The organism is Klebsiella sp. CSG-1, from assembly GCF_056521145.1.
In genome coordinates this window covers 106,775-128,946 of the sequence record NZ_JBWNLD010000009.1, presented here as the reverse complement: position 1 = coordinate 128,946, position 22,172 = coordinate 106,775, and the positions used below count along the sequence as shown (strand labels likewise).

Annotated in this window: 20 protein-coding genes; 17 read left to right on the top strand and 3 right to left on the bottom strand. The window is 58.9% G+C overall.

Annotated features, from left to right (window positions below):
- Window position 1: 1 nt before the first annotated feature.
- Entirely contained in the window at window positions 2–1,522 is a 1,521-nt protein-coding gene (locus tag AC007G_RS20780; RefSeq protein WP_032687209.1) for an amino acid ABC transporter permease/ATP-binding protein, read from the bottom strand.
- Window positions 1,523–2,022: 500 nt separating this feature from the next.
- Between AC007G_RS20780 and AC007G_RS20775 the strand changes: the two genes are divergently transcribed.
- From AC007G_RS20775 to ccmI, 17 genes are all read left to right on the top strand, one after another.
- Window positions 2,023–2,937, top strand: coding sequence for a LysR family transcriptional regulator (locus tag AC007G_RS20775; RefSeq protein WP_032687211.1), 915 nt, complete (start codon window positions 2,023–2,025; stop codon window positions 2,935–2,937).
- 207 nt (window positions 2,938–3,144) lie between these two features.
- Window positions 3,145–3,963 (top strand): phytanoyl-CoA dioxygenase family protein, encoded by an 819-nt coding sequence (locus tag AC007G_RS20770; RefSeq protein ID WP_047665052.1) that lies wholly within the window; start codon window positions 3,145–3,147, stop codon window positions 3,961–3,963.
- A 406-nt stretch (window positions 3,964–4,369) separates the two neighbouring features.
- Window positions 4,370–5,458, top strand: a complete 1,089-nt coding sequence (locus AC007G_RS20765) for an ABC transporter substrate-binding protein (RefSeq protein ID WP_032697329.1) — start codon at window positions 4,370–4,372, stop codon at window positions 5,456–5,458.
- A 108-nt stretch (window positions 5,459–5,566) separates the two neighbouring features.
- Window positions 5,567–7,336 (top strand): ABC transporter permease, encoded by a 1,770-nt coding sequence (locus AC007G_RS20760; RefSeq protein WP_032687214.1) that lies wholly within the window; start codon window positions 5,567–5,569, stop codon window positions 7,334–7,336.
- Window positions 7,329–8,399 (top strand): ABC transporter ATP-binding protein, encoded by a 1,071-nt coding sequence (locus tag AC007G_RS20755; protein ID WP_142630672.1) that lies wholly within the window; start codon window positions 7,329–7,331, stop codon window positions 8,397–8,399. The genes AC007G_RS20760 and AC007G_RS20755 overlap by 8 nt, the downstream gene beginning before the upstream one ends.
- A 650-nt stretch (window positions 8,400–9,049) precedes the next feature.
- Window positions 9,050–9,796, top strand: coding sequence for a gluconate 2-dehydrogenase subunit 3 family protein (locus tag AC007G_RS20750; protein ID WP_128320173.1), 747 nt, complete (start codon window positions 9,050–9,052; stop codon window positions 9,794–9,796).
- Window positions 9,797–9,798: 2 nt separating this feature from the next.
- Complete coding sequence (locus AC007G_RS20745) at window positions 9,799–11,583, top strand: GMC family oxidoreductase (protein ID WP_032697326.1); 1,785 nt, start codon at window positions 9,799–9,801, stop codon at window positions 11,581–11,583.
- 10 nt (window positions 11,584–11,593) lie between these two features.
- The gene (locus tag AC007G_RS20740) at window positions 11,594–12,937 is read left to right on the top strand and encodes a cytochrome c (protein ID WP_162180089.1); all 1,344 of its coding nucleotides are present in this window, start codon (window positions 11,594–11,596) and stop codon (window positions 12,935–12,937) included.
- A gap of 83 nt (window positions 12,938–13,020) precedes the next feature.
- The gene (gene ccmA / locus AC007G_RS20735) at window positions 13,021–13,644 is read left to right on the top strand and encodes a cytochrome c biogenesis heme-transporting ATPase CcmA (protein ID WP_047665050.1); all 624 of its coding nucleotides are present in this window, start codon (window positions 13,021–13,023) and stop codon (window positions 13,642–13,644) included.
- Window positions 13,641–14,300, top strand: coding sequence for a heme exporter protein CcmB (gene ccmB, locus AC007G_RS20730; RefSeq protein ID WP_032699596.1), 660 nt, complete (start codon window positions 13,641–13,643; stop codon window positions 14,298–14,300). Before ccmA ends, ccmB begins: the two co-directional genes overlap by 4 nt.
- A 53-nt stretch (window positions 14,301–14,353) precedes the next feature.
- Window positions 14,354–15,097: a heme ABC transporter permease gene (locus AC007G_RS20725; RefSeq protein WP_032687219.1), complete on the top strand. Its 744-nt coding sequence runs from the start codon at window positions 14,354–14,356 to the stop codon at window positions 15,095–15,097.
- Complete coding sequence (gene ccmD / locus AC007G_RS20720; RefSeq protein WP_064385223.1) at window positions 15,094–15,327, top strand: heme exporter protein CcmD; 234 nt, start codon at window positions 15,094–15,096, stop codon at window positions 15,325–15,327. The genes AC007G_RS20725 and ccmD overlap by 4 nt, the downstream gene beginning before the upstream one ends.
- Window positions 15,311–15,769: a cytochrome c maturation protein CcmE gene (gene ccmE / locus AC007G_RS20715; RefSeq protein WP_032697323.1), complete on the top strand. Its 459-nt coding sequence runs from the start codon at window positions 15,311–15,313 to the stop codon at window positions 15,767–15,769. Before ccmD ends, ccmE begins: the two co-directional genes overlap by 17 nt.
- Complete coding sequence (locus AC007G_RS20710) at window positions 15,766–17,718, top strand: heme lyase CcmF/NrfE family subunit (RefSeq protein WP_142630673.1); 1,953 nt, start codon at window positions 15,766–15,768, stop codon at window positions 17,716–17,718. Before ccmE ends, AC007G_RS20710 begins: the two co-directional genes overlap by 4 nt.
- On the top strand, window positions 17,715–18,272 hold the full coding sequence (locus tag AC007G_RS20705) for a DsbE family thiol:disulfide interchange protein (RefSeq protein WP_032697321.1): 558 nt from the start codon (window positions 17,715–17,717) through the stop codon (window positions 18,270–18,272). Before AC007G_RS20710 ends, AC007G_RS20705 begins: the two co-directional genes overlap by 4 nt.
- 8 nt (window positions 18,273–18,280) lie before the next feature.
- Entirely contained in the window at window positions 18,281–18,724 is a 444-nt protein-coding gene (locus AC007G_RS20700; protein ID WP_162180091.1) for a cytochrome c-type biogenesis protein, read from the top strand.
- A complete protein-coding gene (ccmI, locus tag AC007G_RS20695) occupies window positions 18,724–19,569 on the top strand; it encodes a c-type cytochrome biogenesis protein CcmI (protein WP_142630674.1) in 846 nt (281 codons plus the stop codon). Before AC007G_RS20700 ends, ccmI begins: the two co-directional genes overlap by 1 nt.
- Before the next feature lie 127 nt (window positions 19,570–19,696).
- Here the strand turns inward: ccmI and AC007G_RS20690 are convergent, their stop codons facing one another.
- Together AC007G_RS20690 and alsS are read right to left on the bottom strand one after the other, a co-directional pair.
- Window positions 19,697–20,467: a (S)-acetoin forming diacetyl reductase gene (locus AC007G_RS20690; RefSeq protein WP_032687228.1), complete on the bottom strand. Its 771-nt coding sequence runs from the start codon at window positions 20,465–20,467 to the stop codon at window positions 19,697–19,699.
- Between the two features lie 23 nt (window positions 20,468–20,490).
- A complete protein-coding gene (alsS, locus tag AC007G_RS20685) occupies window positions 20,491–22,170 on the bottom strand; it encodes an acetolactate synthase AlsS (RefSeq protein WP_032687229.1) in 1,680 nt (559 codons plus the stop codon).
- Between the last annotated feature and the right edge of the window lie 2 nt (window positions 22,171–22,172).

Below are 22,172 nucleotides of genomic sequence, written 5' to 3'. Positions count from 1 at the left end.
GTTAAGCCAGGGAGACATCTTTCAGGAAGGCGTCAACGCGCGGATGGTTGCCGTCGCGCATCGCCTGCGGCGTGTCGTCGCATACCACGCGCCCTTTTTCCATAAAGACAATCCGGTCAGAGACTTTGAAGGCAAAATTCATTTCGTGGGTCACGATGACCATGGTGATGCCTTCATGGGCCAGCGATTCGATAACCTGGAGCACTTCATTGACCTTTTCCGGGTCAAGCGCCGAGGTGGGTTCATCGAACAGCATGATTTGCGGTCGCATCATCAGGGCCCGGGCAATGGCGACGCGCTGTTGCTGGCCGCCAGAAAGCTGGTGCGGATATTTCCACGCGTGCTCCAGCATGCCGACCTTATGCAGTAATTCGCAGGCCTGCTGCTTCAGCTCGGCTTCCGGGGCCAGCCGATGGTAGCGCGGCGCCAGCAGCAGATTGCCGAGAACCGTCAGATGGGGGAACAGGTTAAAACTCTGGAAGACCATGCCGATGTTGAGGCGGTACTGCGCGTTTTCCATAAAACGCGGTTTCTGCACCCCCTGGCGATCGAGGTGAATAAACGGCTGGCCGTTGATGCGAATTTCACCGTTGTCGATCTGCTCAAGTCCGTTGAGCAGGCGGATCAGCGTGGTTTTTCCGGAGCCGGAGGGGCCAATCACCGAGACCACCTCTCCCGGCTGAATTTGCAGGCTGACGGCCCCGAGCACTTCCACGTTGTTATAGGCTTTGTGCAGTTTTGACGCCTGCAGCGCCGGCTGCGAGTTATCGACCGCGCTGCGCACGGTTGCCGGGCGTGTTTGCGTTGCCAGCCGCTGCATCTCGCTGTCGATGGGGCGCGTGACTTTCCGCCGGGTGACGTCGAGATAGCTCTCCAGGCGTTTGAGCAGGAAGTCGAAAACGGTCACGATCAGCACATAGTAGAACGCCACCGCCGCCATGGTTTCCATCACCAGGAAGTTTTGTGAATAAAGGCGCTGGCCGACCATTAAAATCTCGGTCAGGGAGATAACCGACACCAGCGAGCTGAGCTTCACGACGGCAATATATTCGTTGGCCAGCGCGGGGAGGGCGACGCGCAGCGCCTGGGGAATAATCACCCGCCATTGGGTACCGGCATAGCGCAGTCCCAGCGCCCGGGCGGCTTCGCTCTGGCCTTTAGGTATCGACAGCAGGCCACCCCGGTGGATTTCGGCGACATAGGCGGCTTCACTTAGCACCATCGCCAGCAGACCGGCCCAGAACGGGTCGTTGAGCACTGGCGCTGACGACGGCACCGCCTGGGGCAGGTTATAGACGAATATCAGCAGTACCAGCAGCGGCAGGCTGCGAAACAGCCAGATATAGAGCCGCGCCGGAAGATTAAACAGTTTGCGCGGCGACTGCTTGGCCAGGGCGAGAACAAATCCCAGCACAATACTGCAACCCCAGGTCAGCAGACTTAATTTAATGACGGTCCAGGTGGCCTGCCAAAAATCTGCATCGCTGAGCAGACTTAACATGTAGTTCCAGTTAAACGTCATGGGCTATTTCACTCGCCATAATTAACGGACATGAATGCGATACCGATGATCAAAAATGGGGCATCGCCAGGGTTTATCTTGCAATAACACTATGCTGGCAGTTTTCGCTGCGAGGCAATTAGTAAATTTTTGGTCTTTAAGTTTAAAAAAACTATACAGGTGGATTAATTTCAATAAATTTAAAGCAATGAGTGCGAAACAAGAACTAAACATTAAAAAAACAATTACACGGAGGGGATAACGGAACCGGCCTTTAAATCACGAGTTGTACCATATTGGGGCGCATGAAGAATTAATTTGGTGCAGCGTGATTCAGGTTGGTGCAATTAAACGGATGCGGCGGTGTCGCCATGATTTTCACTGCGCCGCGACGCTAAATAAATCATTTGCTCAGCGAGGAAATAAACGAATCTATAGCGAAATGGCACGATGCTTGCAAATTGCATATCAGGAAACTATCCCGTTTCCGCTTGTGACAATATTTCGTAAAGGGTAAGGCTATGACGCGATTCACGCTCAAACAACTTAAATACTTCGTCACCGTTGTAGAGACCGAGAGTATTGCTGAAGCCTCCCGGCAGCTCCATATTGCCCAGCCGTCGATCTCGATTGCCATTAAAAACCTTGAAAGCACTTTTGAGCAGCAGCTGTTTATTCGTCATCACGCCCAGGGCGTCTCGCTGACCTCCTGCGGAAGGCGCTTTTATGAGAAAGCAAAAGAGCTGCTGCGGCTCTCCTATGAGTTTGAACAAAACTCCCGCGCCGATAAAGAGCTGGTTTCCGGGACGATTTCCGTCGGCTGCTTTGAGTCCGTCGCGCCGCTGTACATGCCAAAGCTGGTCGCCGGGTTTAAAAAAATGTACCCCGACATCACCCTCCAGCTGTATGACGGCGAACAGCATGAGTTAATGCACGGTCTGCATCGCGGGCGCTTCGACCTGGCGCTGGTCTACGATCTGGAATTAGGCCATTCGGTTAATAAAGAGATGCTGAATGCGCCGCATAAACCCTATGCGCTGCTGCCGGCCAGCCATCCATTAGCGCAGAAAAATAGCGTCACCTTGCAGGAGCTCAGCCATGAACCGATGATTTTGCTCGATGCGGTGCCCAGCAAGAATTATTTCATTACCATATTTAAAGAGAAGGGCTATCACCCTGAAGTCGCCTACAGTTCACCCTCCATCGAAATGGTGCGCTGTATGGTGGGACAGGGACTGGGATTTTCGGTATTAGTCACCCGGCCGTTGTGCGATATGACCTATGACGGCGAGAGACTGGTGCAATTAGATATTGAAGATGATATGCCCGCGTCGACATTAATTATGGCGCATCTTGCCAATAATGAACCGACCCGACCGACGCAACTGTTTATGGACTATTGCCGCAGTATTGAATTAACCCCCGCACATTTTTGAATAAATAAGCCTGCGATCACCGCAGGCTTATTTATTTTTCCACTGCCATTAAGGCTCGTAATTTTCTATTCAGCGACTCGTTTTATAATAATTTACCTGCGATGGCAGATTAAATAACCTGTAGGGGTTCCATTCGCGGTGGCTAAATAGCTGGCCCTGCCAGGGTCACCTCCTGCCACCTCATCTCTCCACACAGGAAGGTTAGCTATGCAAAATCAGCGTGACCCACATATTGATTCGCAGACCATCGACAGCTATCAGCAGGATGGCGTCGTGTTGCTGAAGGGGGTGTTCAGGCCGTGGATTGAAAGCCTGGCCGCCGGCGTCGCGGAGCTGATGGCCAACCCCAGCGAGTATGGCCACGCCCGCACGGTGGTGCCGAAAGATGGCTCCGCCCCGTTTTTTCAGGATTATTGTAACTGGTCGCGAATCCCTGACTTTGAACGCTTTGTCCTGCATTCGCCGGCGGCGGAAATCGCCGCTGCGCTGATGCAATCGAAGACGGCAACGTTTTTCCATGAACATACGCTGGTGAAGCCGCCCGGCGGCAGCACGGTGACGCCCTGGCATCACGATCAGCCCTATTATTGCGTCGAAGGGCAGCAAAACGTCAGCTTCTGGATCCCGCTGGACCCGGTGGCGGAAGCGATCTCGCTGCGCTGCATCCGCGGCTCCCACCGCTGGGGCGACGAGTACAGCCCAACCCGTTTTAACGGCTCAAAGCTCTACGCGCACAGCCGTTTTAAAGAGCTGCCGGATATTGATGCGCATCAGGATGATTACGATATTGTCAGCTGGGCGCTGGAGCCGGGAGATGCGGTCGCCTTTCATTACCGGACGCTGCACGGCGCGAGGGGCAATGCGACCGCGCGCGCGCGACGGGTCTTTTCCGCTCGCTGGGTCGGGGATGACGCCACCTTCGCCGATCGCGGCGGCGTCACCTCGCCGCCGTTCCCGGAGCTGACGCTGAAAGATGGCGAGGCGCTGGTCTCTCCGCTGTTTCCCCGGGTCTGGCCGCGAGAGTGATGTTGAATCATCACCGGGCCGTCTCCTCCCGGCCTGAATTTTCCCGACCCCCTTTTTCTGCTGTTAGCCATACCGCCCGTATTATTTCCCGCAACGCCATTTAGTGGCGGAAAATTGCCCTTCTGCAGGTCAATTCTGGCCTGCAGCCATTCCTTGCAGGGAAGGCACTGCCCCCGTTTTATCAACATCTCAGCTGATTCTTAAGGTTGTCTTAATATTTGTTTCCGGGCGTGGGGAAATATTCTTCGCCTTATTCCTCAATTTTTGACCGCCGTTGGCGCCCGTTTATTTAAATTACGCCAGCGTCACAAAAGCCGGAAAAAAACACCCCCCGTCATTGCAAGGTCCTGACCTCTCGCTATATGTTAAATTTGTGTTTAATAAATGATAATTAAGGGTTGGTTTTATGTATAGGAAAATTGGTGGTTTAGTGGTTTCACTGACGACAGTCTTCTCCTGTTCCGTTCTGGCAGAATTACCCCAGGGTTACCCGGCTGATTATCAAAAAGTGGTTGATGCCGGGGTGAAAGAGGGCAAGGTCGTCATCTATTCGACGACGGATACCAAAGCCGCAGGCCCGTTAATTAAAGGGTTCGAGGCGCAGTACCCTGGGATCAAAGTTGAATATAACGATATGAACAGTACCGAACTCTATAACCGCTATATCAGCGAGCAGGCGGCGGGCGGCGGGAGCGGCGATGTCGTCTGGAGTTCATCGATGGATACGGCGCTAAAACTGGCGACGGATTATGCCGAAAAGTACGCCTCTCCTGAACTGAGCAAGCTGCCGAAATGGGCGGTGTGGCAGCAAAAAGCCTATGGAACCACCTATGAACCGGTGGTCTTTATCTATAACAAACGCTTGATTCCGCAGGGGGATGTCCCGGATTCACACACCGCGCTGGCAAAACTGGTCACCGCGCAGGCGGATAAATTCAAAGGCAAAGTGACCACCTACGATATTGAGAAATCGGGACTGGGCTTCATGCTGGCGGTACAGGACAGCAAAGCCGACGCTAACTATTTCGCCGATCTGGCCGGGATGGCGAAAGGCGGCCTGACCGTGCAGTCCTCAACCGGCACCATGATGGAGAGGGTCTCCTCGGGTGAAAACCTGCTGGGCTATAACATTCTCGGCTCCTACGCCGAGGCGCGGGCGAAAACCGATCCGTCATTGGGGATTTCATATCCAAAAGATTACGTGCTGGTATTGTCGCGGGTCTCGTTTATTACCCAGGAATCCGCACACCCGAATGCCGCCAGACTGTGGTTCGATTATGTCCTGTCGGAAAAAGGGCAGAGTATTCTGGCTAATCAGGCGGATATTCCCTCTATTCGTAACGATATCGAAGGCAAAAATGATATCGACGGAATGACTAAAATGTTGGGTAACGCGCTGAAGCCGATTCCGGTTGATGAAACGTTACTGGAATATCTGGAACCGAAAAAACGTCTGGAATTTATCAAACAATGGCGTACCGCCGCCGCAAAATAATACCTGCCAGGAGGCGCATCATCGGATGCGCCTCCTTTTCGCGCCGGGTATTCCCGGTTTTCAACACCCGTCTGGTTTGTACTCCGCGCCTGACCAAAGGGATAAGCTATGAATGTAATACGCAGAAAGTGGCAGGGGCTACCGCGCGGCATCGTGGTAGTGATAACGGCATTAGTGATTTATATCCCGCTGTTATTTATCGTGGTGCAGAGCTTTCTTTCCGCCCCGTTTTTTGCCCGCAGCAAAGAATTCAGCCTCGGGGCCTTTGAGTTTATTTTTACCGACCCTGACTTTTATCTCGCGCTGAAGTCCGGTTTTATTCTGGCGGTGGGGCTGGTGCTGATTGCGATACCGCTGGGCGGGATCCTCGCGTTCTTAATGGTGCGTACTGATTTGCCCGGGCGTCGGTTTATTGAACCGCTGATTCTGGTGCCGATTTTTGTTTCTCCGATGGTACTGGCTTTTGGCTATGTGGTTGCGGCCGGACCGGTCGGGTTTTTCTCGCAATGGGCAGAGCAACTGCTGGGGTTTGTGCCGTGGAATATCTACTCCATGTTCAGCATTGTGGTGATTGCCGGGTTGACCCACGTCCCGCACGCCTATCTCTATATCTCCTCCGCGCTGCGTAGCGTCGGTTCGGATGTCGAAGAGGCGGCGCGGACCGTGGGGGCATCTCCGCTTCAGGTGATGACCTCGGTCAGCCTGCCGATGGTCCGTCCGTCCATTCTCTATGCCTGCGTGCTGCTGTTTTTCCTCGGCCTCGAGGTGTTTGGTCTGATGCTGGTGCTGGGAGACCCGGAAGGCAACATGGTGCTGGCCACCTACCTGTATAAACTCACCAATAAACTCGGTACGCCCTCCTATCATCTGATGGCGGCGGTGGCGGTCGTGCTTATCTGTATCACTATTCCACTGGTCATGTTGCAGCGTCGCCTGATGCGCACGGCCAATCGGTTTGTGACCATGAAAGGCAAAGCGTCGCAGGCGCGAGCGCTACCGCTCGGCAAGTGGCGCTGGGTTGCCGGTGGGGTGGTGGTTTTCTGGCTGACCGTGACTATCGGCGTGCCGCTGATTGGCGTGGCCATGCGGGCGTTTATCTCCAACTGGGGAGTGGGGGTTTCTCTCTGGGATGAACTCTCGCTGGCGACCTTCCGTAATATCTGGCAGCAGCCGAACCTGCTGCGGGCCATCGTCAACTCCATGGCCATCGGTATTTTCGGCGGCGCGCTGGCGGTGATCTGCTATCTGTTTGTCGGGATTGCGATGCATCGCAAAGCGGACAATGTCACGCGTTTTCTCGACTACAGCGTGCTGGTTCCGCGTGCGGTGCCGGGCCTGCTGGCCGGACTGGCGTTCCTGTGGGTGTTTTTGTTCCTGCCGATGTGGCTGGATCAGTCGCTGAAAAATGGCTGGCTCTCCGCGCTGCCGGTGGCCGACTGGCTGCGCGAACATTTGATTGTGCAGCTGCGGGCGTTGCGCAATACCATTTTCAGCGTCTGGCTGGCCTATACCGTCGTGTGGATGGCCTATGGGCTGCGGTTAATCTCCTCAACCCTGCTCCAGGTGGCGCCGGAGCTGGAAGAAGCCGCCCGGAGCAACGGTGCCTCGCGGGGCCAGGTCACGCGCCACGTTACGGTGCCGCTGTCGCGCTACGGCCTGATTGGCTCCTGGCTGCTGATGTTTCTGATCTTTGAGCGTGAGTATTCCACCGGCGTCTATCTGCTCTCGCCGGGAACGGAGACCATTGGTTCGATGCTGGTCTCGCTGTGGGCTGCGGGAGCTATCGATATTGTCGCCGCGCTCTCGTTTATCAATATCCTGCTGGTGGTGGTCGGGTTGGGTATCGCCCTGCGCTTTGGAGTGAAATTACATGATTGAATTATCAGTAGAAAATTTGCATCTGACCTATGGCGACAATCCGGTGCTGAAAGGGGTGTCGATGACGCTGAAGCGGGGAGAAGTGGTGTCGCTGTTGGGGCCGTCGGGCAGCGGGAAAACCACCTTGCTGCGCGCGGTTGCCGGGCTGGAGAAGCCCACCGGCGGGCGGATCGCTATCGGCAAGCAGACGGTCTATGACGGCAATCCGCGCAGCGAAATTCCGGCCGAGGCGCGCAATCTTGGTCTGGTGTTTCAGTCCTATGCTCTGTGGCCGCACAAAACGGTTTTCGAGAACGTCGCCTACCCGCTCAGGCTGCGTAAAGTCGCCTCTGGCGAAATGAAACAGCGGGTGCAGGCGGTGCTCGATCAGCTGGGGCTGGGGCACCTCGGCAACCGCCATCCGCATCAGCTATCGGGAGGGCAGCAGCAGCGGGTGGCGATTGGGCGGGCGCTGGTCTACAACCCGCCGGTTATCCTGCTTGATGAACCTCTGTCGAACCTTGACGCCAAATTACGCGAAGAGGCGCGGGTGTTTCTACGCGAGCTGATTATCAAACTGGGGCTGTCGGCGCTGATGGTCACGCACGATCAGAACGAAGCGATGGCGATTTCCGAGCGTATCCTGCTGCTCAACAATGGCGTGATTGAACAGCAGGGGACGCCGCAGGAGATGTACGGCAATCCGGCGACGCTGTTTGCCGCCGAGTTCATGGGCAGCAATAACCGCCTGCACGGTAAGATTACCGATGTGGTGGACGGACGGGCGCGGATTGAAGGGGCAAGCTGGGCGCTCTGGGGGATGGCGGACGGACGGGTCAACGTCGGGCAGGATGCGACGGCGGTGATCCGCGTAGAGCGTCTGTGCCTTGGGGCGACGCCCCAGGATAATATGCTGGAGCTACCGCTGTTAACCAGCATGTATCTCGGCGACCGCTGGGAGTACCTGTTCCGTACCCGGGGAGATGATTTCGCCATTCGCGCCTATGGTTCATCGCTGCGCAATACGGAGCATTGTCACCTGACCTTCCCGGTCAACGATCTGTGGATTTTCCCGCGAGCGTAAGCCGGAACGTCTGTGGCGGACGGCGATAGCGATAGCGCCGTCCGCGCAATAAATAGCGTGATACTGGCGCCATGAAAATATTCCGTTAAGAAACCATTTCCCTGCGGTAATTCTATATTCGGCCGCTTTTCACCGTCGCGGCGAATAATTCATCGCCGCCGTCATTCCTGCTTGTCCCTCAGCGAATAAGCGTGGCGCGAAATATGGTTAATATCCGTTATTAATAAATTTAACCGCTCAAATTGTCTACTTTTTACGGAATCTTACGTTTGCACGCTGCAAGACAGCCATGTACCATAAACAAAAAAGCAACATTTGTGACACATGTCACTCTTTTTGAGGCGATGGTCAGATCCGTGCCGGAACTGATTCCACCCCCAATTTCTGCACTCTGGATATTGAATACGCGTTCTGATTAGCAAATGAAAAGGGATATTTTCCTTTTTTTCATGACGGCGTATGAGAATCGACTAATATCCAAACGATAACTCTATAAACATCATCGCCAGTGGCGATTTATTTTTTGTACGACTTAATGGCGTCGTGCCAGCAGGTCCGCTAAAGCGGTACCTTTCTGGAATCGGTTCCAAAGCGGCGTTTGCTGGGCTTGTAATAACAAAATCAGTAACTTAATTGACAGGAATGTGAAAATGTCGAGCGAAAAAACCAATAATTCGAGGCGTGATTTTTTAGTAAAATCAATGGCTTTGATACCAACGGTCGTGATCGGTAGCGGCAGCGTCGGCGCGGTTGCCGCCGCCGCTACCGCGCAGGCGGCGGAGAGTGCCCCTGCCGTCGGATCCGCTTCCGCGACCACCGGCGAGTGGAAACCGCAGTTTTTTAACGAGCGCGAGTGGGCATTTATCAACGCCGCGGTAGCGCGCCTCATTCCGGCCGATGAGCTGGGGCCGGGCGCACGCGAAGCCGGCGTACCGGAGTTTATCGACCGTCAGATGAATACTCCGTATGCCACCGGTTCCATCTGGTATATGCAGGGGCCGTTTAACCCCGATGTGCCAAAAGAGATGGGTTATCAGCTGCCGCTGGTCCCCAAACAGATTTACAACCTCGGAATTGCCGACGCCGATGAATGGTGCCAGGGCCAGTATCACCAGCCGTTCGCCGGGTTGACCCCGGAACAACAGGATGCCGCCTTAAGCCAGTTTGAAGCCGGTAGCGCCGCCTTTAAACAGCTGCCGTCTTCGCTGTTCTTCTCGTATCTGCTGCAAAACACCCGCGAAGGTTTCTTCAGCGATCCGATTCATGGCGGTAACAAAGGCATGGTTGGCTGGACGCTGATTAATTTTCCCGGCGCACGCGCCGACTTTATGGATTGGGTTGAACGGGGTGAACGCTATCCCCTCCCGCCGGTATCAATTAATGGGGAGAGGGCATAACGATGGCCACCGTACTGAAAAAAACCGACGTCGCGATTGTGGGCTTTGGCTGGGTTGGCGCCATTATGGCCAAAGAGCTGACCGAAGCCGGATTAAATGTTGTCGCGCTGGAGCGCGGCCCGATGCGCGATACCTGGCCTGACGGTGCTTATCCGCAGGTGGTTGACGAGCTGACTTACAATATTCGCCGTAAGTTGTTCCAGGATCTGTCGAAAAGCACCGTCACTATTCGTCACAACACCAGCCAGCAGGCGGTACCGTATCGTCAGCTGGCGGCCTTTTTGCCGGGGACCGGCGTCGGTGGCGCCGGTCTGCACTGGTCCGGAGTCCATTTCCGCGTGGATCCGATAGAACTGCGCATGCGCAGCCACTATGAAGAGCGCTACGGCAAAGGTTTTATCCCGCAGGATATGATTATTCAGGATTTCGGCGTCACCTACGACGAGCTGGAGCCCTTCTTCGATAAGGCCGAAAAGGTCTTTGGCACCTCCGGTACCGCCTGGTCGGTGAAGGGGCAGGTCGTCGGCAAAGGGCGCGGCGGCAACGCCTTTGCGCCGGATCGTTCGGACGACTTCCCGCTGCCGGCACAGAAAAACACCTGGTCGGCGCAGCTGTTTGAGAAAGCGGCGCGGGAAGTGGGTTACCACCCCTACAATCTGCCGTCGGCGAATACCTCGGACTCCTACACCAACCCTTACGGCGCGCAGATGGGACCGTGCAACTTCTGCGGCTACTGCAGCGGCTACGCCTGCTACATGTATTCCAAAGCCTCGCCGAACGTCAACATCCTGCCCGCGCTGCGCCAGGAAAAGCGCTTTGAGCTGCGCACCAACGCTAATGTTCTGAAGGTCAATCTGACCGCCGATAAGCAGCGCGCCACCGGCGTGACCTACGTCGACGGCCAGGGGCGCGAAATGGAGCAGCCGGCAGATCTGGTGATTGTCGGCGCCTTCCAGTTCCACAATGTTCACCTGATGCTGCTCTCCGGCATCGGTAAACCCTACGATCCGCAAACCGGTGAAGGGGTGGTGGGCCGCAACTTCGCCTACCAGAATATGACCACCATCAAGGCTATTTTTGATAAGGATACCTTTACCAACCCGTTTATCGGCGCCGGTGGTAACGGTGTCGGGGTGGATGACTTTAACGCCGATAACTTCGACCATGCCGAGGCCGGCTTTGTCGGCGGCTCGCCGTTCTGGGTCAACCAGGCCGGGACCAAGCCTGTCTCCGGACTACCGGTTCCTCCGGGGACGCCGGCATGGGGCAGCAAGTGGAAATCGGCGGTTGCCGATACCTACACCCATCATCTGTCGATGGACGCCCACGGCGCGCACCAGTCCTATCGCCAGAACTATCTCGATCTCGACCCGAACTACAAAAACGTCTTCGGCCAGCCGCTGCTGCGCATGACCTTTGACTGGCAGGAAAACGACATCAAGATGGCGCAGTTCATGTTCGATAAGATGGCGCCGATCGCCAAAGCGATGAAGCCGAAATATCTGCTCGGCAGCCCGAAAAATGCCAACAGCCACTTTGACACCACCAGCTACCAGACCACCCATATGAACGGCGGCGCGGTGATGGGCGAAGACCCGAAAACCAGCGCGGTGAACCGCTACCTGCAAAGCTGGGACGTGCACAACGTCTTCGTTATCGGCGCCTCTGCCTTCCCGCAGGGTCTGGGCTATAACCCGACCGGGACGGTGGCCGCGCTGGCCTACTGGTCAGCAAAAGCGATCCGTGAACGGTACCTGAAAAACCCGGGTCCACTGGTGCAGGCATAAAGGAAGGCAAATGATGAAAATGCAATGGTTATCGGCACTGGTGCTCGGTGCGTTAAGCTGTGCGGCGTTTGCCGAAGAGGCTCCCGCGGACAGCAATTTGATTCAGCAGGGCGAGTATCTGGCGCGGGCCGGGGACTGCGTGGCCTGTCACACCAACGGTAAAGAGGGGAAACCTTTTGCCGGCGGCCTGGCGATGGAGACGCCAATTGGCACGATTTACTCCACTAACATTACCCCGGACAGCGTCCACGGCATCGGCGGCTATACCTTCGAGGAGTTCGACGATGCGGTACGTAAAGGGGTTCGCAAGGATGGCTCAACCCTCTATCCGGCGATGCCGTACCCGTCATTCGCTCGGGTGAGCGAAGCGGATATGCGCGCGATGTACGCCTACTTTATGCATGGGGTGGCGCCGGTGGCCGAGGCGAATCGCGATAGCGATATCCCGTGGCCGCTGTCAATGCGCTGGCCGCTGGCGTTCTGGCGCGGGATCTTCGCTCCGACGCCGGCTGATTTTGTCGCTAATCCGCAGGTCGACCCGGTGCTGGAACGCGGGCGCTATCTGGTCGAGGGGCTCGGTCACTGTGGGGCCTGCCACACGCCGCGCAGCCTGACGATGCAGGAAAAAGCGCTTAGCGAAAGCGAGGGTGACGACTATCTGGCGGGCAGCAATGCGCCGATTGACGGCTGGGTCGCTTCCAGCCTGCGCGGCGAAAATCGCGACGGCCTGGGCACATGGAGCGAAGCCGAACTGGCGGAGTTCCTGAAAACCGGGCGTAACGATAAGTCCGTGGTCTTCGGGGGAATGAGCGATGTTGTGGAACACAGCCTGCAGTATCTCTCTGATGACGATATCACCGCCATTGCCCGCTATCTGAAGTCGCTGCCGCCGCGTGGCGGAAAACAGACCCCCGCGCCGGTAGAAGACAGCGTGGCGAAGGATCTGTGGAAGGGCGATGACAGTAAGCCCGGCGCGGCGCTGTACGTCGATAACTGCGCGGCCTGCCACCGTACCGATGGCGTGGGTTACCAGCGCGCCTTCCCGTCGCTGAAGGGCAACCCGGTTGTGCAGACCGAAGATGCGACGTCGCTCATCCACATCATCCTCACCGGCAGCACCACGCCGGCGGTGAAAAATGCGGTCTCTAATCTGACCATGCCCTCGTTCGGCTGGCGTCTCGATGACCAGCAGGTGGCGGATGTGGTCAACTTTATCCGCACCAGCTGGGGGAACAACGCGCCGCCGGTAAGCGCCAGCGATGTGGCGAAAGTGCGGAAGGACAAGTCGATCGTGCGCGATGAGAAGGCGACAGGTAACGTCGACATCTCGAAACTGCCGGTTTCCGGCCAGTAACCGTCGTGGATGCGCCGCCAGGGTGGCGCATCCCGAACGGATTGTCGACGCTAACGGCGGTCTGAACCAAGGAGAGTACATTCATGCTGCATGCACAAGGACTGAGCGGCATCTTCGATGACCGGGTGCTGTTCCAGGCGCTGACCTTGACGGTCGGGCCAGGTGAACTCCTGCAGGTGGCCGGCGATAACGGCGCCGGGAAAACCTCACTGCTGCGGATGCTGTGCGGCCTGGCACGTCCGGAAAGCGGTACGGTGAGCTGGCAGGGCGAACCGCTGGCGAGCGTGCGCGAAGCGTTTCATCGCCAGCTGCTGTGGCTCGGGCATAAGCCCGGCGTCAAAACGGCGCTGACCGCGGACGAAAATTTGCATTTCTTCTTCCCGCACTCCCGGCAGCAGACGCGAGAAGCGGCGCTGGCCGAAATGGGGCTGGCGGGTTATGAAGATGTCCCGCTGAGCCAGCTGTCGGCCGGACAGCAGCGGCGGGTGGCGTTGACCCGCCTGTGGTTGACGTCGGCGACGCTGTGGATCCTCGACGAGCCGTTTACCGCGCTCGACGCGTCGGCGATTGAGACCTTAAGTCGTCGACTGGAGCAGCATGTGTTGGCGGGCGGCAGCGCGATTCTCACCACCCATCAGCCCCTGCGTCCGCTGGCCTGCGCGCTGCGTACGTTAAGGCTCGGCGTCGGGAGGGAGGGAAACGCATGACAGGGACGCTGTTTGCCCGCGAAATGCGCCTGGCATGGCGCAACGGGGCAGAGATTCTCAATCCGCTGTGGTTTTTCCTGGTGGTGATCACCCTGTTTCCGTTTGGCGTCGGCGCCGACCCGCAGCTGCTGACGCAAATCGCGCCCGGCATCATCTGGGTAGCCGCGCTGCTGGCGGCGCTGCTGGTGATGGACCGCCTGTTTCGCGACGACTGGCAGGACGGTTCGCTTGAGCAACTGCTGCTGCTGCCGACACCGCTGGTGGTGGTGGTACTGGTCAAGGTGCTCGCCCATTGGGTCATGACCGGCCTGCCGCTGCTGGTGGTATCCCCGCTGGCGGCGCTGCTGCTGGGGATGGCACCCCACGATGCCGGCATACTGGCGTTGACCCTGCTGCTGGGGACGCCGACGCTAAGTTTTTTCGGTGCGGTGGGGGTTGGCCTGACGGTCGGGCTGCGGCGCGGCGGAGTTCTGCTGAGTCTGCTGGTGCTGCCGCTGTCGGTTCCGCTGCTTATTTTTGCCACCGGCGCCATTCAGGCTGGCGCCGCCGGGCTGCCGGTGGATGGTTATCTGGCGATTCTGGCGGCGTTTTTAGCCGCCAGCGCCACGTTGTGTCCGTTCGCCACCGCCGCCGCATTACGGCTGACGGTGCAATAATTCGCTGCGGCTAGGCTGCCGCAGCCATAAAAACAGTAGTGTGAGCAAACGTTATGTGGAAAACATTACATCAACTGGCGATACCCGAACGGCTGTACGGCCTGTGCGGCCGCTGTATTCCCTGGCTGACGGCCTTGAGCGCGCTGCTGCTGGCGGTGGGGCTGGTGTGGGGATTTGTCTACGCACCGGCGGATTATCAGCAGGGGCAAAGCTACCGGATTATGTATCTTCATGTCCCGGCGGCCATGTGGTCGATGGGCGTCTATCTGGCAATGGCCGTCGCCGCCTTTGTGGGGCTGGTCTGGCAGATGAAAATGGCCGATCTGACGGTGGCGGCGCTGGCGCCGGTGGGCGCCGCCTGCACGGCCATCGCCCTGGTCAGCGGGGCGGCATGGGGGAAACCGATGTGGGGAACGTGGTGGATCTGGGACGCGCGCCTGACCTCGGAGCTGGTTTTGCTGTTTCTCTATGCCGGGATTATCGCTCTCTGGCACGCTTTCGACGATCGCCGTCTGGCGGGCAGGGCGGTCGGTATTCTGGTGCTGGTGGGGGTGGTCAATCTGCCTGTCATTCACTATTCGGTCATCTGGTGGAACACGCTGCATCAAGGGTCGACCAACATGCAACAGTCGATTGACCCCAGTATGCGTCTGCCATTGCGAATCTGCATTCTGGCCTTCCTTAGCCTGGTGGCCACGCTGACGCTGATGCGCCTGCGTAACTTGATTCTGTTACAGGAGCGGCGTCGACCCTGGGTCCAGGCGCTGGTTACTGCCCCAAAAGGAGCGGAGAAATGACCCCCGCCTTTTCATCTGCCGCCGCCTTTCTGGCTATGGGCGGCTACGCATTGTATGTCTGGCTGGCGGTGGCGGCGACGCTGCTGATTTTCGGTTTTCTGACGCTGCATACCTGCTGGCAGCGACGGGCGCTGTTCCGTGAGCTGAGCCGTCAGCAGGCCCGGGAGCGGCGTATCGTCGCCGCTCGCCGCCGTACAGAAGCGGAGGGCAGCGATGCAAACGCGTCGTAAAACCCGGCTTGGGATCGCGCTGGCGGTGCTGGTCGGCCTCGGGCTGACCATTGGCCTGACGCTGTATGCCCTCAGCGCCAATATCGATCTTTTCTACACCCCGGGGGAGATCCTGTATGGCAAAACGGAAACCCATCAGCGGCCACATCACGGCCAGCGCCTGCGGATTGGCGGCTACGTTCAGCCCGGCAGCGTCAAGCGTGACCCGCAGAGCCTGGACGTCAGTTTCCGCCTGTACGACGCCCGCGGGGTGGTGGAGGTTAGCTATCGGGGCATTCTGCCGGATCTGTTCCGCGAGGGGCAGGGAGTGGTAGCCCAGGGGGTGCTCGATGGCGATCGGCACATTACCGCCCGCCAGGTGCTGGCGAAGCACGATGAGAACTATACGCCGCCGGAAGTGAAAGAGGCGCTGCAGCCGGAGAAGAAGGGAGAACAACCATGATGCCGGAACTGGGGCACTATCTATTGTGCCTGGCGACAGGCCTCGCGCTACTGCTGGGCATTTATCCGCAATGGGGCGCTGCGCGGCAGGACCCGCGGCTAATGGCGCTGGCGCGGCCCCTGGCCTGCGCGCTGTTTTTCTGCGTCGCGGGCGCCTTTCTCGTGCTGGTCCATGCCTTTGTGGTCAATGATTTCACCGTACGCTATGTCGCGGATAACTCGAACTGCGCGCTGCCGGTGTGGTACCGGGTCGCGGCGACCTGGGGCGCCCATGAAGGCTCACTGCTGCTGTGGGTGCTGCTGCTGAGCGTCTGGACTTTCGCGGTGGCGCTGTTCAGTCGGCGGATGCCGCAGGACGCCGTAGCGCGGGTGCTGGCGGTGATGGGGACCATCGCCTTCGGCTTTCTGCTGTTTATTCTGTTCACCTCGAATCCTTTTGCCCGCACGCTGCCGCTCTATCCGGTTGATGGTCGCGACCTCAATCCGCTGCTGCAGGATATCGGCATGATTTTCCATCCGCCGATCCTTTATATGGGCTATGTGGGCTTCTCGGTGGCGTTCGCCTTTGCGATTGCCTCGCTGCTCGCCGGACGGCTGGATACCGCCTGGGCGCGCTGGTCGCGCCCGTGGACCCAGGCAGCATGGGTGTTTCTGACTCTGGGTATCGTGCTGGGCTCTGCCTGGGCCTACTACGAGCTGGGCTGGGGCGGCTGGTGGTTCTGGGATCCGGTGGAGAACGCCTCGTTTATGCCATGGCTGGTGGGGACGGCGCTGCTGCACTCCCTGGCGGTCACCGAGAAACGCGGGAGCTTCCGGGCCTGGACCGTGCTGCTGGCGATTGCCGCCTTTTCACTGTGCCTGCTGGGAACCTTCCTGGTACGCTCCGGGGTGCTGGTGTCGGTCCATTCGTTCGCCTCGGATCCGACGCGCGGGCTGTTTATTCTGGCGTTGCTGGTGGTGGCTATCGGCGGATCGCTGCTGCTGTATGCCCTGAAGGGGGGACAGGTGCGGGCGCGGGTCGAACATACGCTGTGGTCGCGAGAGTCGTTTCTGCTGGGGAACAATATTTTGCTGATCGCCGCCATGCTGGTGGTGCTGCTCGGCACGTTGCTGCCGCTGGTGCACAAAGAGCTGGGGCTTGGCAGTATCTCGATCGGCGAACCCTTCTTTAACCTGCTGTTCACCGCGCTGATGGCGCCGTTTGCACTGCTGCTGGGAGTGGGACCGTTGATCCGCTGGCGGCGTGACCAGCCGGGCAAGCAGCTTAAGCGGCTGGCGATGGCACTATTAGTGACATTGTCACTTTCTCTGCTGCTGCCGTGGCTGCTGCAGGACCGGATTGTCGCCATGGCGGTTCTCGGTCTGATGATGGCGATTTGGGTACTGCTCTTTGCCCTGATTGAAATCCATGAGCGGGCGACCCACCGGCACGGTTTCTGGCGCGGCCTACGGCTGATTTCGCGCAGCCAGTGGGGAATGGTGCTGGGCCACGTTGGCGTGGCGGTCACCGTCATCGGGATTACCTTCAGCCAGAACTACAGTATTGAGCGCGACGTGCGGATGAAAACCGGCGATAGCATCGATATTCATCGCTACCACTTTGTGTTCGACGGGGTGCGCAACATCGTCGGCCCGAACTGGACCGGCGGCGAAGGGGTGATTACGGTGACGCGCAACGGTCGCCCGGAAGCCACGCTGTACGCGGAAAAACGGTACTACAGCGCCAGCCGCATGATGATGACCGAAGCGGCGATCGGCGGCGGTTTGACGCGCGATCTGTATGCCGCGCTGGGGGAAGAGCTAGAGGATGGCAGCTGGGCGCTGCGTCTGTACTACAAACCGTTCGTGCGCTGGATTTGGTTCGGCGGCGGCCTGATGGCGCTTGGCGGCCTGTGCTGCATGCTCGACCCGCGCTACCGGATGCGTAAACAACGGCAGGAGGCGCCATGAACCGCAGGCTGCTTTTTATTCCGCTGGCGCTGTTTCTGCTGCTGGCGATGGCGCTGTTCTGGCAACTGTTGCGTAACGCCGACGGCGACGATCCGACGATGCTCGAATCCGCGCTGATCGGCAAACCGCTGCCTGAGTTTCGTCTTGAGGCGTTGACGACGGCGGGACAAACTTACAGCCGCGCGGCGCTGATCGACGGGAAACCGCTGCTGCTGAACGTCTGGGCCACCTGGTGCCCGACCTGTCGCGCCGAGCATCAGTACCTTAATGAGCTGGCCAGGCAGGGGGTCCGCGTCGTCGGGCTGAACTACAAAGATGACCGGCAGAAGGCGGTGACCTGGCTCGACAGTCTGGGCAACCCCTATGCGCTGAGTCTGTTCGACGGCAGCGGTATGCTGGGCCTTGATCTGGGCGTATATGGCGCGCCGGAAACCTTTCTGATTGATGGCCAGGGCATTATTCGCTGGCGTCACGCCGGGGATCTGAACGCCAGGGTGTGGCGCGAACAGCTCCAGCCGCTGTGGCTGAAATATATGCAGGAGCCGGCAACATGAGGCGCTGGATACTGGCGCTGATGGCGCTGCTGCTCGCAGGCCAGGCGCTGGCCGCCATCGACACCTGGCAGTTCAAAAACGAAGCGCAGGAGCAGGCGTTTCGCGAGATCACCTCCCAGCTGCGCTGTCCGAAGTGCCAGAACAACAGCATCGCGGACTCGAATGCGATGATTGCCGCCGATATGCGGCTGAAGGTTTATGAGCTGATGCAGCAGGGGCAAAGCAAAGATCAAATCATCGCCTATATGGTGGCGCGCTACGGCCATTTCGTCAGCTATGAACCGCCGTTGACCGCCGGGACCTTACTGTTGTGGCTGGTTCCGGGGCTGTTTGTTATCGCCGGTGTCGCGCTGCTGGTGGCGCGAACCCGACGTCGCGGCGGAGCAAGCGCTGCGCTGAGTGCACAAGAGCGTCAGCGGCTGGCGGCGTTACTGAACAAAGGAGAGGATTGATGACCCTGTTTTTACTGCCGGCGCTACTGATGTTGGCCGGGGCGCTGGCGCTGCTGTATTTTCCGTGGCAGGGGGGGACGGCGGCGGATCGCGATAGCCTGAACCGGACGCTGTACCAGACGCGGCTCGACGAGCTGGCGCAGGAGGACAACATTGTCGACCGGGAAGCGATGGTGGTTGAACTGCAGCGTACGCTGCTGGCCGATATTCCCGACGCCACGCCGGCTAAAGTTCGCCCGCTCGGCCGTTGGGTGCTGCTGCCCGGCGCCGTGGCGCTGGTACTGTTGAGCTGCGGGATCTTCCTGAAAACCAGCGATATTGGTCAGGTGTTGCTCTGGCAACAGGCGGAACGTCAAACTCCCGCGCTGCTCCGCCAGCTGCAAGACCCAACGGCGGCGCCGCTGCGGATGGATCAACTGGCTCAGCTCAGGCTCGGGCTGCGCAGCCAGTTACAGGATCAGCCTGACTATCTTGCCGGCTGGCAGCTGCTGGGGCGCATTGCCCTGCTGCTCAACGACGGCGAGACGGCGATCGGCGCCTTTGCCCGCGCCCATCAGCTGGCGGCGAACGATCCGGTGGCCACATTCGATTACGCCAGCGTGCTGGTGCGGGCCGGCGATAGCGGCCAGCTGCGGATGGCAGAACTTCTGCTGCGCGAACTGCATCAGCGGCAGCCGCAGAATCTGTCGGTGCTGGAACTGCTGGCGCTGAGCGCGCTGCGCAGCGAAGATTACCCGCAGGCGGTCGCGGCATTGCAACAGCTGCTGGAAATATTGCCGGCGAACGATGCGCGACGTCAGGCTATTGAACGCCAGCTGGCGCAGGCGCAGGCGAGCGCGCGCTAATCGGCCGGGATAACCCTTACCCGCCGGGCTGCGTGGCGCGCGTTTAGCGCCCGAGTGAGCGTGACCGGCAGATAAAAAAAAGCCCCGGCCTCGCGGCAGGGGCAAACCATGTCAGAGCATCATGGAATTAGTTAAAAACCATCCCGCCATCGATCAGTAGCGACTGACCGGTCATATAGTCAGAGTCCGGGCTCGCCAGATACGACACGCAGGCCGCGACGTCTTCAGGTTCGGACAAACGTCCGAGGGTGATGCGTTTCGCGAACTCGGCGGTACCGTAGCCCAGCGGTTTGCCCGCGGCTTCCGAGACCTGACGATCGATCTCCGCCCACATCGGCGTTTTGACGATCCCCGGACAGTAGCCGTTAACGGTGATCCCCAGCGGCGCCAGGTCGCGGGCAGCGGTCTGGGTCAGGCCGCGTACGGCGAATTTACTCGAGCTGTAGACCGCCAGTTCCGGATTGCCGACGTGCCCGGCCTGGGAACAGGCGTTGATAATTTTCCCGCCGTGGCCCTCTTTTTTAAAGGCGTCGACCGCCGCCTGAATGCCCCAGATGACGCCTTTGACGTTGATGTTATAGACCTTATCGACGGTCTCCTCGACGATCGCTTCGATCGGCGTCGAAGGAGCGATGCCGGCATTGTTGACGATGACGTGGAAACCGCCCAACGTTTTACGCGCCTGTTCGACGGCGGCGAAAACCTGTTCACGGCGCGAGACGTCAACCTTAACCGCCAGCGCCCGGCCGCCGTGCTGGTTGATTTCGGCGGCCACGGCTTTCGCTGCGGTATCGTTGTAATCGGCAATGGCCACGGCAAATCCGTCTTTAACCAGGCGCAGCGCGATAGCTTTACCGATGCCCTGAGCGGCGCCGGTGACAAGTGCGACTTTTTGCATATTCCTTTCCTTTTTGTAGTGACTCAAAGTATTTGGCTGAGATGGAGTTGCCCCATCAGCAGAGGGTTATCGCGGTAGTCGACCGGAATGGCGACCACCGCCGGGCCATCGACGTCCATGGCGGCACGCAGCGTCGGCTCCAGCGCGTCGGCGCTCGCCACCGCAAAGCCTTTAGCCCCGAACGATTCGGCGTAGGCTTTGAAATCAACCGGGCCGAACTCCACGCCGGAGAGGCGCTGGTATTTTTTCTGTTCCTGAATCGCCACCATGTTGTAACCGTTGTCGACCCAGATGATATGCAGGATATTGGCCTGCAGTCGGACGGCGGTCTCCAGCTCCATGCTGGATTGCAGGAACCCGCCGTCGCCGGAGACCGAGACCACTTTGCGCTGCGGATTGACCAGCCACGCGCCGATTGCCCACGGCAGCGCGACGCCCATCGTCTGCTGACCATTGGAAATCATCACCTGGCGGGCGCGGAAGCTGTACAGATAGCGGGCGATCCAGATATGGAAGCTGCCCATGTCGACGGTGAGGGTGACATCGCTGTTGACGATATCCTGCATTGCCCGCACGATGCGCAGCGGATGAAGGGCAAATTGATTCAGCTGCGCGCCGCGGCGGTCGAGCAGCTCGCGCTGATGCTGGCGATCGGTGAGGATCTCCGCCGCCTGCGGGGTTAACACCAGCTTATGGCTGATGCGCCGGGTCAGTTTGTTCAGCGTCGCGGCGATATCACCCACCAGCTCGATATCGGGGGTGTAGTTACGCTCTTCATAAGCGGGCAGCACGTCGATATGGACCAGCGTCGCATCGCCGCGGTTCCACATCGCCGGTTCATACTCGACCGGGCTGTAGCCGATGCAGATGATCAGGTCGGCGAGGTGGAGCAGGCGGTCGCCGGCCTGGTTGTTAAACAGTCCGACCCGGCCAGCGAAGCGCGCAAAGTGCTGCTGATTGACCGCCCCGGCGGCCTGGTAGGTACTGGTGACCGGAATATGACTCTGCTCGAGCAGCTGGTGCAGGGCATGGCTGTTTTCCGGCTGGCTGGCCATCAGCCCGAGCAGGAAAATCGGGTTTTTGGCGGCGGCGATCATCTGCGCGACCTTCTCGATAGCCTCGTCAGGTGCAGCGCCCATTTGCGGGGCGTTGCCGACCGGGAGAATCGCGCCGCGGGTAGGTTGATCGACAACATCCTGCGGCAGGCTGATAAAGGCGCTGCCCGGGCGCCCCTGCTCGGCGGCGCGGAAAGCGTTGGAGACAACTTCCGCCAGCGCGTCGGAGGCGGTCACTTCCACGGCATATTTGGTCACCGGGCTGAACATCGCCACGGTATCCATGCTTTGATGGACCAGTTTTGCCTTATCCGCCCGCTTAACCGCGCCACCCAGCGCGACCACCGGATCGCCCTCGCTGTTAGCGGTGGCCATGCCGGTAATCAGATTCGAACAGCCAGGGCCGGAGGTGACCAGCGCGACGCCCGCTTTACCGGTCAGGCGGCCGACTGCCGCGGCCATAAACGCGGCGTTAGCTTCGTGGCGCACGGGAATAATCCGGATGGTGGAGTCCAGTAGCGAATCGAAGACTTTATCTATTTTCGCGCCGGGGATGCCGAAGACCTGGCGTACCCCCTGGGCTTCAAGCTGACTGACTATCATATCCGCGCCGTGCGCCCACTGGCGTTCGTGACGTTGATTGTCCATAT